Source organism: Salinispora pacifica DSM 45544 (assembly GCF_000378845.1).
Classification (GTDB): domain Bacteria; phylum Actinomycetota; class Actinomycetes; order Mycobacteriales; family Micromonosporaceae; genus Micromonospora; species Micromonospora pacifica.
The window spans coordinates 4,012,689-4,025,319 of record NZ_KB905359.1 but is presented as its reverse complement, the minus strand read 5'-3'; the positions used below and the strand labels follow the sequence as shown (position 1 = coordinate 4,025,319).

The 12,631-nt window shown below is 70.5% G+C and carries 11 protein-coding genes; 4 read left to right on the top strand and 7 right to left on the bottom strand.

The genetic code is table 11. The features are described from left to right. Positions 1–70: 70 nt before the first annotated feature. The 3 genes from SALPAC3_RS0118465 to SALPAC3_RS0118455 form a co-directional block, all read right to left on the bottom strand. On the bottom strand, positions 71–1,696 hold the full coding sequence (locus SALPAC3_RS0118465) for a peptide ABC transporter substrate-binding protein (protein ID WP_018222667.1): 1,626 nt from the start codon (positions 1,694–1,696) through the stop codon (positions 71–73). Between the two features lie 240 nt (positions 1,697–1,936). Beyond that, positions 1,937–2,623: a response regulator gene (locus SALPAC3_RS0118460; protein WP_018222666.1), complete on the bottom strand. Its 687-nt coding sequence runs from the start codon at positions 2,621–2,623 to the stop codon at positions 1,937–1,939. Further along, the gene (locus tag SALPAC3_RS0118455) at positions 2,623–3,870 is read right to left on the bottom strand and encodes a sensor histidine kinase (protein ID WP_018222665.1); all 1,248 of its coding nucleotides are present in this window, start codon (positions 3,868–3,870) and stop codon (positions 2,623–2,625) included. The genes SALPAC3_RS0118460 and SALPAC3_RS0118455 overlap by 1 nt, the downstream gene beginning before the upstream one ends. A gap of 196 nt (positions 3,871–4,066) precedes the next feature. Between SALPAC3_RS0118455 and SALPAC3_RS0118450 the strand changes: the two genes are divergently transcribed. From SALPAC3_RS0118450 to SALPAC3_RS0118440, 3 genes are all read left to right on the top strand, one after another. After that, the gene (locus SALPAC3_RS0118450) at positions 4,067–5,422 is read left to right on the top strand and encodes a PspC domain-containing protein (protein ID WP_018222664.1); all 1,356 of its coding nucleotides are present in this window, start codon (positions 4,067–4,069) and stop codon (positions 5,420–5,422) included. Continuing rightward, a complete protein-coding gene (locus tag SALPAC3_RS0118445) occupies positions 5,419–5,688 on the top strand; it encodes a hypothetical protein (protein WP_018222663.1) in 270 nt (89 codons plus the stop codon). Before SALPAC3_RS0118450 ends, SALPAC3_RS0118445 begins: the two co-directional genes overlap by 4 nt. A gap of 173 nt (positions 5,689–5,861) precedes the next feature. Then, positions 5,862–7,115: a phosphatidylserine decarboxylase gene (locus SALPAC3_RS0118440; RefSeq protein ID WP_018222662.1), complete on the top strand. Its 1,254-nt coding sequence runs from the start codon at positions 5,862–5,864 to the stop codon at positions 7,113–7,115. 73 nt (positions 7,116–7,188) lie between these two features. Here SALPAC3_RS0118440 and SALPAC3_RS0118435 read toward each other — a convergent pair whose 3' ends face one another. The 3 genes from SALPAC3_RS0118435 to SALPAC3_RS0118425 form a co-directional block, all read right to left on the bottom strand. After that, entirely contained in the window at positions 7,189–8,091 is a 903-nt protein-coding gene (locus tag SALPAC3_RS0118435; protein ID WP_018222661.1) for a CDP-alcohol phosphatidyltransferase family protein, read from the bottom strand. A 438-nt stretch (positions 8,092–8,529) separates the two neighbouring features. Then, positions 8,530–9,480: an NUDIX hydrolase gene (locus tag SALPAC3_RS0118430; protein ID WP_026185700.1), complete on the bottom strand. Its 951-nt coding sequence runs from the start codon at positions 9,478–9,480 to the stop codon at positions 8,530–8,532. Between the two features lie 96 nt (positions 9,481–9,576). Then, positions 9,577–10,524, bottom strand: coding sequence for an NUDIX hydrolase (locus SALPAC3_RS0118425; RefSeq protein ID WP_018222659.1), 948 nt, complete (start codon positions 10,522–10,524; stop codon positions 9,577–9,579). A gap of 143 nt (positions 10,525–10,667) precedes the next feature. On the opposite strand from SALPAC3_RS0118425, the gene SALPAC3_RS26015 reads away from it, so the two are divergent. After that, a complete protein-coding gene (locus tag SALPAC3_RS26015) occupies positions 10,668–10,979 on the top strand; it encodes a PspC domain-containing protein (protein ID WP_018222658.1) in 312 nt (103 codons plus the stop codon). A gap of 7 nt (positions 10,980–10,986) precedes the next feature. On the opposite strand, the gene guaA is transcribed toward SALPAC3_RS26015, so the two are convergent. Beyond that, positions 10,987–12,540 carry a glutamine-hydrolyzing GMP synthase gene (gene guaA, locus SALPAC3_RS0118415; RefSeq protein WP_018810163.1) on the bottom strand — a complete coding sequence of 518 codons (1,554 nt, stop codon included), beginning with the start codon at positions 12,538–12,540 and terminating at the stop codon, positions 10,987–10,989. Positions 12,541–12,631 lie beyond the last annotated feature (91 nt).

The following is a 12,631-nucleotide window of genomic DNA, read 5'->3' as shown; positions in this document are numbered from 1 at the left end:
ATCACCCTGGTGGGGTGACCGTTGCCGCCACATCCTGGTTACGGCGGGATCAGATTGCCGAAGCTCAGTTCTACTTCAGCGCGGTCGCACCGTAGTCGGCGCCCGCGACCTTGTTCCAGACAAAGTTGTCGACGTGCTCGCTGTAGATCGCCGCTTCCTTACGCCAGAACATCGGGATGACCGGCAGTTCCTCGGCCAGGATGTCCTCGGCCTGCTGGTAGAAGGGGATGGCCTCCTCCACGCTCGGGGCGGAGTCACCCTGCTTCAGCAGGCTGTCAAAATCAGCGTTGCTGAAGGTGGTGTAGTTGCTCTTGGCGCCGGTGCCGTAGGTCGGAGTCAGGTAGGTCTCCAGGTACGGGTAGTCCGGACCCCAGCCGAGCCGGAACGGGCCGGTGAACTCCCGCTTGTCTGCCTTGTCCAGGTACTCGGCGAACTGCAGGTTGACCTTCAGTTCGTAGTCGATGCCCAGCACGGCCTTGATCTGGTCGCCGACCGCCTGCAGCCAGGCGTCGTGGCTGGCGCCCGCGTTGGCCCACAGGGTCAGCTTCTTCCCCTCCGGCCAGCCGCCGGCCTCTTCGAGCAGCTTCTTGGCCGCCTCGACGTCCTTCTTGCAGTAGGTGCAGACACCCTCGCGAGCACCCTGGAAGGTCGGCGCGACGAAGCCGGTGGCGGGAGTCCACCGGCCGTCGAAGACGGCGTCCACGATGGACTCCCGGTCGACCGCCATCGAGATCGCCTGACGGATCCGCTTGTCCTGGAAGCTCTCGTCGTACAGGGGCAGACCGACGTAGTTGAGGCTGCCGCTCGCCTGCTCGTACAGCCGGTCGCCGTAGCTGGCCTTGGCCTCCTTGAAGCGCGCCGGCGGGATCGTGTACATCACGTCCAGCTCGCCGGCCTGGAAGGCGGCGTAGGCCGCGTCCACGTCCCCGAAGATCCGGTAGTTGATCGCAGCGGGCTTACCCGCCTCGCCCTTCCAGCTGTCGCTACGGACCAGGTTGATCTCGACGTCGTGCTTCCAGCTACCGTCGATCTTGTATGGGCCGTTGCCGATCGGGGTCTCGTTACAGGCATCCGTGTCGTCCAGGCAGGCCTGGGCCATCGGCGAGAAGCCCGGGTAGCCAACCACGATCGGGAAGCCGCTGAACGGCTCGCTGAGCTCGACGGTGAAGGTCAGGTCGTCGACCTTCTTCAGGCCGGAAAGCGTCTCGGCCGTCGGCTCCGGGGCCTTCTCCGGGCCGTCACCGTCCGGGTCCTTGGGCAGGACCGCGTCGATACCGGCGATCCGCGTCATGAAGGAGCCGTTGTTCTGGGCGTTCGGCGCGTAGGCGGCGAAGTTCCACGACCGGATGAAGGCGTCGGCGTCGACCGGCTCACCGTTGTCGAAGGTGTAGCCGTCCTTCAGCTTGATCGTCCAGAGCTTCTGGTCGTCCGAGTCGATCGACTCGGCCAGATCCATCTCTGGATCACCGGTCTCGGCGTTGTACTTGACCAGACCGCGGTAGAGCTGGCGAACCACATAGATCGACGGCTCGTCGTTGGCATTCGACGGCAGCAGGTACGCCGGCTCGGATGCATATACCCGAAGCGTGCCGCCGGCGGCGTCGTCGCCAGCATCGCTCGAGTCGCTGCCACAGGCGGTGGCCAACATAGCGGTGGCGGTCGCCGCGACCGCCACCTTCAGGAATTTCCCACGCATGGGAGTGCCTCCTCAGGCGCTCAGCTCACGAGGGGGTGTGAGGTGCCTGCCACTGTGACACCAGACGCGCGCTAGCGGGAAGGCGTGTTATCAACCCGATACCCGGCCGGGACGGTGTGTACATCCACCCATAGGTGTGTACATCGACCCCGGGCAAGCGTGGTAAGAGTCGGAAAAACTACATCGACAGTAGCCAGTCCTGTCACGTTGAGCAACCCGTCGTCACAGCCGATCGTCGGCTCAGACGAGCCGACGATCCGCCGCCCAGCGCGACAACTCGTAGCGGCTGGACATCTGGAGCTTGCGGAGGACGTTCGACACGTGCGTCTCGACCGTCTTGATCGAAATGTACAGCTCCCTGGCGATCTCCTTGTACGCGTACCCCCGAGCGAGTAGACGCAACACCTCCCGTTCCCGGTTGGTCAACAGGTCCAGCTCGGGGTCCGAGACCGGCACGTCCGGCCGGGCGGCGAAGGCGTCCAGTACGAAACCGGCCAGCCGGGGACTGAAGACGGCGTCGCCCTCGGCGACCCGGCGGACCGCCGCCGCCAACTCGTCCGGTGAGATCGTCTTGGTGACATAGCCCCGGGCGCCAGCGCGGATCAGCCCGATCACGTCCTCGGCCGCGTCCGAAACGCTGAGCGCGAGGAACCGCACGTACGGGTGCGTACGCCGGATGGCCTCAAGCACCGCCCGGCCACCCCCCTCCGGCATGTGCACATCAAGCAGCACCACGTCGGGCTCGGTGGCGGCGATCCGACTGACCGCCTCCGCCACCGTGCTCGCCTCGCCCACCACGTCAACATGCGCACCCAGCTCGGCACGGACTCCGGCCCGGAACATCACATGATCGTCAACGAGGAAGACCCGCAGCCGCCGCGCGGCCACACCCACCTCCACCGCTGAATCCGGCGTCTGGTCCGCCATCACCCACTCCTCTCCGCCGTGGACCCGTCACGGGAGATCGGCAGGATCAACCGGATCTCGGTCCCTTCCCCGGGCCCGGAGCGGATCTCCGCCCGGCCACCGTGTCGCTTCATCCGGCCGATAATCGAGCCCCGAACGCCGTGCCGGCGTTCCTCCACCGTAGCCGGATCGAAACCCCTCCCCCGATCCCGGACGAAGACACTGACCTGCTCCGGTTCGACCTCGGCGTAGAGCGAGACGGTCTGCACCCCAGCATGCCGGCCCGCGTTCACCAACGCCTCGCGAGCGGCGGCCACCAACGCGCCGACCCGCTCGTCGGTCTCCCGGTCACCGACGACCACCGTCTCCACCGTGACCGCGTAGGTGTCCTCCACCTCGGCCGCCACCAGCTCCAGCGCTGCCGCGAAGCGCTCCGTCGGCGAGGCAGTCGGCCGGTAGAGCCAGTTGCGCAGCGAGCGCTCCTGCCCCCGGGCCAGCCGCGTCACCGTCTTCCCGTCGCCGGCGTTGCGTTGGATCAACGCGAGGGTGTGCAGCACCTGGTCATGCACCATGGCAGCCAGTTCGGCCCGTTCCTGCTCCCGGATCCGCCCTTCCCGCTCCGACCGAAGCTGGTTCCAGGTTCGCCAGAGCACCGGCGCGGCCACCACCCCGACCCCCGCCAGACCGACCAAGGCGAAGATCACGCCGTTGAGCACCGCGTCGAAGTTCTGCGTCGGGGAGTACACCGCCGCGACCCCGATCACCCCCACCGCGACCAGGATTCCGCCGCCGATGAAGCGAAGCACGAACGCCCGCCGGTCACTCTCCTCCACCACCGCGCTCAGCCAGGGCACCGGCAGCGTCCCGTCCCACTGCCGTCGCCGCTGCGGTGCGGACTGGTGCCAGATCAGCCCGGCCCCGACCGCGATGATCGTGACCAGCCAGCCGGCGGTGCCCGCAACACCGGTCGCACCCACCGCATCAAAGAAGATCACCTGGAAGATCAGCACCCCCAGGCCGATCGCCACAAACGGCAGCAGCTGAGCCACATCACGACGGGGCGGGGTGGCGGTGTCCCCCGGTCGCAGCGGCACCACCGCCCAGAGGGCCGCGTACAACAGCAACCCGAGGCCGTTGAAGCCGAGCAACACCAGGAACGCGACCCGGACCCAGAGCACCGGGATGCGAAGGTGCCCGGCGATCCCCGCCGCCACCCCAGCAGCGATCCGGTGCTCGCGGGCGCGATAGAGGCGCGGGGGGTTGGTCACGACACTGATCGGGGCTCCCTAGCTAGTCGCGGCGGTTCTTCCCGGCGAGCGGCACGCGCCGCTGGTTCCGATCGTCACACGCCAGGTAAGCACTCGACCACGGGGGCGTCCCGGAGATCCTGCTGCCCGGATCTCAGGGTGAGGTCAGGGTCTCCGCCGGAGGCCGACGAGGCGACGAGGGAGCAGGATCGAGGTCATGACCGAGGAAGCCGCCCAGCACCAGCCAGCCGCGGCGACGCCACCACCTGCGGCGCCGGCGGGTGAACCGCCACCACCCACGGGTCCGCCCACCCCGCCGCCGCCCGGGAGCCCGCCCACCCCGCCGCCGCTCGGGGGCGGCGGCTTCACCTCGCGGTACGGGCTGGTCCGTCCGCGCGACGGCCGCTATCTGGCTGGCGTCTGCGCGGCGATCGGCCGGGCGACGAACACCGATCCGGTGCTGTGGCGGGTGCTGCTCGCGGTGCTCGGCTTCTTCGGCGGCGTCGGCATCCTGGTGTACATCTCCGCCTGGCTGATCATCCCGGGCGAGGGCGACACCGCCTCACCGATCGAGTCGATGTTGGGTCGGGGACGCTCCAGCATGTCCCCGGTCACCGTGATCGTGCTCGGCATCCTGGTGGCGGTCAGCTTCGCCTTCATCGTCACCGACGCGTTCCGGGCCGTGCTGCTCGGCGCGGCGATCCTGATCAGCGGGGCGCTGTTACTCAACCGCGAACGTCCGGGCCAACCCGGCCCGCCCGTTGCACCGCCGCCGGCCTGGCCGACCTCGGCACCGCCGCCGCCCTGGCCGACCTCGGCACCGCCGCCGGCCTGGCCGACAGCGCCCGAGGCTCCACCTGGCGGCGTCCGCCTGCCGTTCGCCCCACATGGGCCGTACGCCTCACCGACCCCGCCGCCCGCACCACCGGCCCCGCGGCCGGAGCGGAAACGACCGCGGGAACGCTCCGCGCTCGGCGGGGTGACCTTCTCGCTGGTCTTCCTCGTCCTCGGGTTGCTGACCCTCCTCGATCTGACCGGCGTACCCGCCCTCGGCGCGTCCGCGTACTTCGCGGCCGTCCTGGCCACCATCGGCCTCGGCCTACTCGTCGGCGCCTGGTTCGGCCGGGCCCGCTGGCTCATCGCGCTCGGCCTGATCACCGCCGCCGCACTGGGGGTGGCCACGGTGGCCGAGTCCGACCGGTTCCGAACGGTGAACCAGGCGGTGACCTGGGCGCCGGCCAGCCATGCCGAGCTCGCCAACCGCTACGAGAACCTCTCCGGCAACTCACTACTCGACCTACGCTCGGTGGATTTCACCGGAAAGCGCAGCGAGGTCACGGTGACGGTCACCGCCGGGAAGGCCACCGTGATCTTGCCCCCGGACGTCGACGCCACCGTCACCGCGACCGTCACCGTCGGCGACGCGGTCGTCTTCGACCAGGGCGTCGCCAAGCGCAGCGGCTCCACCGGTTCGCGCCACGAAAGCACCGACCTGGGGGCGGACGGCCCCGGCGGCGGAACGCTACGCCTCTCCGTTCACGTTGACGTCGGCACGCTGGAGGTGACCCGGTGAAACCCCATCGCACCGACTCGGTGTCGTTGATCTTCGGGCTGCTCTTCCTTCTCCTTGCCGCCTGGTGGCTGGTCGCCCGGTTGCTCGAACTCACGCTCCCCCCGGTGGGCTGGTTCCTGGCCGGCGCGCTGCTACTGATCGGTGTACTGGGGCTGGTCGGGGCGCTTCGCGCGGCCCGGTTCGGCAGCCCGGCCGCTCCGGAGGCGGAGGCGCCGCCAACCGGTGCGACGCCGGAGCCCGGGCCAGCCGAGGGGGATCGGCGCTGAGCGCAACGCCGGCTCGACCCGGCTCGGGGCATATGCTGGCCGGTGGCGCCCGCCCCGCCACGCACTCGCCGGGTTCGACCCGGCAGCGCGCCCACGGGCGATGCCGAGCGACCCGACGCCGATCGCGCCGATCTCACCGACCCGTCGTCCCGACCGTCAGGAGCTTGTCCGACATGACCCAGTCCCCCGCCGTGCCTCCCACCGGCCGCTCCGGTCCGGTCCGTATCGGCGAGCGCGCCGCCCGTGTCCTCGTCTCGGAACTCGCCCGGATCAACGCGCCGAAGGCCGCCCTGCTGGTCGACGCCAGCCTGGAGTCCCCGGTACTCGCCGCGGCGATCGAGGCGCTGTTGCCCGGTGACACGCTCACCGTCGTACCGGCCGGCTGGTCGGACGCCGAGATGCTGCGCGCGCACGTAGCCGCCCAGGGCCCCTGGGTCGCCGAGCGGGTCCGGGTCGTTGACGCGCTGGCCGACGCCGAGGCCGCAGCGGTGGCGATCATCGGTGAACCGCTCACCGGGACGATGGAGGAGACCCGCGCCACCCTCGACGGGCTCGGCAAGTACCTCGACAACGGGGCCACGTTGAGCCTCGCCACCCCCGCCATCACCAGGCGCACCGGCGGCGCGAGCGACGAACTGGCCCGCCAGGCCGCGCTGCACGGCGTCGGTAGCGACCTGCTGCTGCGCAACAACCCACCGCTGCGGGTGCACCGGCTCCGCTTCAGCCCGGCCACCGCGGCGGCGGCGGTGGGGCTGGCCCCGGCGTACCGACCCGCCAGCGTGCCGCTGACCCGCACGATGCACATCGACAGCAACGGGGTGGCCGCCGCCGGGATCGCCCTCGGGCTGGCGGCGGTGGCCCGTGTCGCCCGGCCGACCTCCAAGCTGTGGCTGCTGCCGGCCCTTGCCGCCGCACCGGTCGCCGCCTTCTTCCGGGACCCGGAGCGGGAGGTGCCAGCGGATCCGTCCGCGGTGGTCGCCTCGGCCGATGGCAGGGTGCTCTCGGTACAACGCCTCTCCGACGAGCGGTTCGGCGACGGCGAATGGCTGCGGATCGCCGTGTTCCTGTCGGTGCTCGACGTCCACATCAACCGCTCCCCGGTGGCGGGCAAGGTGGTCGACCACTTCGTGACCGACGGCGGCTTCGCCAACGCGATGAAGCCCGATGCGGAACACAACGTCGCCGCGTACACGGTGTTGGACACCACCAACGGAACGGTGGTCGTGGCGCAACGTACCGGATTGATCGCCCGGCGGATCGTGCAGCGGGCGCCCATCGGTTCGCTGCTGGCCAAGGGCGAGCGGTTTGGGCTGATCAGGTTCGGCTCACGCACCGATGTCTACCTGCCGGCCGAGGCGGCGCAGCCACTCGTCGGGCCCGGCGACCGGGTCGTCGGCGGGTCGTCGGTCATCGCCCGCTGGCACTGACCGCGTCGCACGGGCGCCGGAAGGAGCTGTGGCGGGGCGCCGGGAAACCACGGTGCCCCGCCGGGAAGCCGAATCAGACGGTACGGCGCTGCCGCAGCCAGAGCACCGGACCGCTGAGCAGGTAGCCCACCACGACCAGGGCGAAGGTGAGCCGGATGTCGACCAGCGCGCCGACCAGCGGAGCCAGCCAGACCCAGGGTGGCAGCTTCACCAGGCGAGCGAGCTTCGCGTACGGAAAGCTGGAGACCATCGCGAAGGCGAGCAGCGCCACCCCGCCGAGCAGGACCAGCCCGGACACCGGCAGCCCGATGGCGACGGTCAGGGCCAGCATGGCGGCCGCCATGGTGGTGGGCACCCCGCAGAAGAAGCGGCTGTCCTTCGGCGAGACATTGAACCGGGCGAGACGGATCGCGGCACAGGACGCGACGAGCGCACAGGCCACCGCTGCGGCGGCCGGGGGCACCGAGCCAGCCAGTGAGGCGTAGACCACGACCGGGGCGGCGAGGCCGAAGGAGCACATGTCGGCCAACGAGTCCATCTGGGCGCCGAACGGGCTGGCCACGCCGAGTCGGCGGGCGAGGGCACCGTCGAGACCGTCGAAGGCGACGCAGGCGATCAGGCAGAGCGCCGCGGGCCGCACCTCGCCCTGCATGGCCAGGAAGATCGCCAGCATGCCGAGGGTGAGGCTGGCGAGGGTACAGCCGTTGACCAGCACGAATTTCATCCGCCGGGCCGGCGTCCGGACACCGGGAAGGAGCGGAGTCGAGATCGCCACCGCTTCGTCCACCGGCGGCGCCGGGGCGACAGCAGGGCTGACCGGGACGATCGCCTCCACCTCGGCGTCGTACCGCGGGTAGCGGCGCTGCGGGAACCGGCGCTCGATCAGCGGCCGGTCAACGCCGCCACGGAGGCCACCGTCCGGGCGGCCCGCCCGAACCCACAGCACCTGACGGGCGATTGTGCCGCTGCGCCGCAACGGGCCTGCCCATCGACGCCCTGCAGGACGTGGACTGTCTGTCGTACGACGCCGGCGCCAGGGGGCTCTCGGCACGTTCCCTCCATCACCGGATCGGCGCACCGCCGCGGTGGCAGGGCGTCCGGCTGTCTCGTGCCAGACCTTCTTGGCCCGGCAGCCGTTTTGCGGGGTACACCATCGCACAGGCAAACGGGGCTTGGCGATAGCTGCCGGCGGTACTTAAAACTCCCTTAAACCGCGCGAACCGCCCTCATACTCCTAATCCGGATCGCATCGCCCGTTACACCGTTAACTCCCCGCACTCAAATGTACCGGAGTCCAGCGGCATCACATGATGAGCACTCTTCAGCGTCCGCAATGCCCCAATTACAGCTATATTGGGATCGCATTTCCAACCGGGTCACCCACCCGGGGCCAACACACACCGGACCAGGATGGTCAGCGGAGCTCAGCGACCGTCCGGGCAGCGATATCGCTGAGCCGCAGCCCGCTGAGCTCGTCAACGCCAAACCAGCTCGCCCGTGCGGTTGACCCCCCAGCCAGCTCCAGCACCCGCGCCTCGGTCGGCTCCTCCACCACCACCGTGTAGATGGCCCGAACGGTGTGCCAGTCCAACGGACGCCCCTCCGGCCCGACCCTGCTGGGGTGGTGAAAGCTGTCCACACCGATCAATCTGACGACCCGTCCGACCTGACCGGACTCCTCCACCAACTCGCGGAGCAGCCCCGTCTCCGGCGCCTCACCGTAGTCGGTGCCACCGCCGGGCAGGTGCCAGCTGCCAGCGCCCGGGTAGCCCTCCGCGATCAGCGTCAGCAGCACCCGCCCAGCCGGGTCGGTGACCAGCCCGTACGCACCGAAACGGTGCCGCAGAGCGGTCGCCCCCGGAGCCGTTGCCGCCGGAACCGTTGCGGCCGAGGTCATCGGCACCGGAGCCATCGGCGCCGACGGCAGCACCCGGGACGACCCCGAAGGCAGGGGCGCGCCCGACAGGCCGAGCAACTCCGCCGTGAACGGCAGCACGGGCGCCGCCGCCGCTGATTCGGGCGTGAACCACCCCAGCCTGGCACTGCCGCCGCCCTGCTCCGGCTGGAGTACGCCATCCGTCGCGGTCACGTCGAACACCAGCCGATCGGTGTGCAGCCCGGATCCGGCGGCGTAGGTGGCCACATCGGCTACCGCCGCCCGGACCCCGGCCACCGTCACGGCCAACCCGGTCTCCGCGGCGAACCCGCGGACGACCGTGGCGGCGGGATGCTCGGCGTGCCGAAGGTCGCCGCCCGGCAGCCGCCAGGCACCCCGATCCGGGCTCCCGTCCCCACCCCGTACGAGTAGCACCCGCCCACCGTCATCCCGCAGCACCCCATATGCCGCCGTCCGCCGCTGCTGCACCCTGCCCCCGCCCTACGCCGAATCGATGAGAAGTTGCCGCGACCGACGATAGCTGCGGGAACGTCAGGCTGGGGCGGTCAGGTCAGGCTGGGGCGGTCAGGTCAGCCGAGCGGCCTGGACCGCCTCGGCCGTCACCTCGGTCAGCCGATCGGCCGGGAGGGCGCCCAGTTCCTCCTTCGCGAACCAGCGAGCCTCGCAGGTGGAACCGCCGACGTCGATCACGGTTGGCGGGGCGGGGCGGTCGACCACGACCCGGTAGAAGGCCCGAACCCCGTGCCAGTCGATCGGGTAGCCCTCCGGACCGAGCGAGGCGGCGTCCCGGTGACTCGCCACGCCGAGGAGCTCAACCAGCCGCCCGGTCTGCCCGGTCTCCTCAACCAGCTCACGGATCAGCGCCGCGCCCGGCTGCTCACCGTAGTCTGTCCCGCCACCCGGCAGGTGCCAACAACCGGCACCCGGGTACCCGTCCGAGACCCGGGTGAGCAGGACCCGCTCGTCGGGGTCGGTGACGACGGCGTACGCGGCGAAGCGCTGTGCCCGATGCAGACCGTCGGGCCCCTCGACCGCATAGAAGGACGGAAACTCGGGCGGTTCGTCCGGCACGATGTCCGCCGCCGAGGCGGGCAGGCCGAGGGCGCGCGCCGTGAACGAGCGTAGGGGCAGCTCGCGGGCCTGCTCAAGGGAGAACCAGCGGACCAGGTCGGTGGGCTGGTCGGCGCGGTCGGCGAGCGTCCCGCCCCGCACCGAGACCTGGTAGAGCAGGCGGTCGGTGTGGATCGTAATGCCCCGCTCGGGCAACGCTCGCATGTCGGCGAGCACGTCGGCGAGGGTGGCCACGCTGACCGACAGCCCGGTCTCGGCGGCGGTCTCCCGCACGACCGTGTCGCAGGGGTCCTCGCCGTGGTCGACCGCGCCCCCGGGCAGCGACCAGGCGCCGGGGGTCCCGGAGCGCTGCGACGCACGGACCAGCAGCACCTGACCGACCGAGTTGGTACAAACCGCGTACGCCGCAATCCTACGAAGCGGCTCCAGCATGAGGGTCACAGAGCCAAATTCTCCCCGTTCCCCGCCACCAACGCCGAAAAGGGTCGGAATAATGACTCCCGGCTCGCGGGCAAGGGGCAGATCAGGGTAAGGCCCGGGAAATCACCGAGGTCGGCCGGAGCCGGGCGACGCACCATGAGGAGATGACAAGCACCGGAACTGCCCAGCCCCCGTACAAACAGCTCCGTCGCCCCACCACCGACCGAATGATCGCCGGAGTGGCCAGTGGCGTCGGCCGCTACTTCAACCTCGACCCCACGCTGATTCGGGTCATCTTCGCGGTGACCGGCCTGCTCACCGGTGGGATCGCGGTGCTCGCGTACCCGATCATGTGGTTCCTGATCCCGGCGGAGCCGGCGGGCGCGCCGGCCTGGCCGCACCCGACGGCGCCCGGGGCGACCACCGCCACCCCCACCTGGCCGGGGCCGCAGCCGCCGGCTCCCCCCGTCAGTTGAACGCGACTCACTCCCACTCGATGGTGCCCGGCGGCTTACTGGTGACATCCAGCGCCACCCGGTTCACCTCAGCGACCTCGTTGGTGATCCGGGTGGAGATCCGGGCAATCAGGTCGTACGGCAGCCGCGACCAGTCGGCCGTCATCGCGTCCTCGCTGGAGACCGGGCGCAGCACCACGGGGTGCCCGTAGCTGCGTCCGTCCCCCTGCACACCCACACTGCGTACGTCGGCCAGGAGGACCACCGGGAACTGCCACACGCCGCGGTCCAGGCCAGCAGCGCTGAGCTCCTGCCGGGCGATGAAGTCGGCCCGACGGAGCACATCGAGCCGCTCCCGGTCCACCGCGCCGATGATCCGGATCGCGAGCCCCGGACCGGGGAACGGGTGCCGCCAGACCATCGCCTCCGGCAGGCCCAGTTGGAGGCCGAGTGCGCGAACCTCGTCCTTGAAGAGCGTGCGCAGCGGCTCGACCAGGGAGAATCCGAGATCCTCCGGAAGCCCGCCAACGTTGTGATGGCTCTTGATGCTGGCCGTGCCCGCACCGCCGCCGGACTCCACCACGTCCGGATAGAGGGTGCCCTGCACCAGGAACTCCACATCGCCGTGGGCGGCGATGTCCCGGGCAGCGGCCTCGAAGGTCCGGATGAACTCCCGGCCAATGATCTTGCGCTTCCGCTCCGGATCGGTCACCCCGGCCAACGCGGTCAGGAACTGGTCCGCCGCGTCAACCACCCGCAGCTTGATTCCGGTGGCGGCGACGTAGTCCTTCTCCACCTGCTCCGCCTCGCCCGCCCGAAGCAGACCGTGGTCAACGAAGACACAGGTCAACTGGTCGCCGATGGCCCGGTGCACCAGCGCCGCGGCGACCGCGGAGTCAACGCCGCCGCTGAGACCGCAGATGACCTCCTTGGCACCCACCTGCTCCCGGATCCGGGCCACCTGCTCGTCGATGATGTTCTCCGGCGTCCAGGTGGGCTCGATGCCGGCGATGTCGTAGAGGAAACGGGTCAGCATCTCCTGGCCGTGCGCCGTGTGCCCGACCTCCGGGTGGAACTGCACCCCGGCCCGGCGCCCGGCCCGATCCTCGAAGGCCGCCACCGGGGCCCCCGCTGACTCGGCGGTCACCGCGAAGCCAGCCGGCGCCTCCGTCACACAGTCGCCGTGGCTCATCCAAACCGGAAGATCATCAGGGAGATCGCGCAGCAGCATCCCGGCTTCCGGCCGCTGGCGCAACACCGTGCCGCCGTACTCCCGATTGCCGGTCTGCGCGACCGTGCCCCCGAGTGCCTGCGCCATCGCCTGGAAGCCGTAACAGATGCCGAAGACCGGCACCCCGGCCTCGAACACCCCGGCGTCGACACCGGGCGCGTCGGGCGCGTAGACGCTGGACGGGCCACCCGAGAGGATGATCGCTGCCGGGTCCTTCGCCAGCATCTCGGCCACCGACATCGTGTGCGGGACGATCTCCGAGTAGACCCGGGCCTCCCGCACCCGACGTGCGATGAGCTGGGCGTACTGGGCTCCGAAGTCCACCACCAGGACAGGGCGCGGGGTGCTCATGTGCAGAAAGCCTACCCACCGACACGCCCGACGCCGACCCGGGACCCGAGTCGGCGCAGCGGCCCCGCCGACCGCGCCGTGCCGCGGTCTC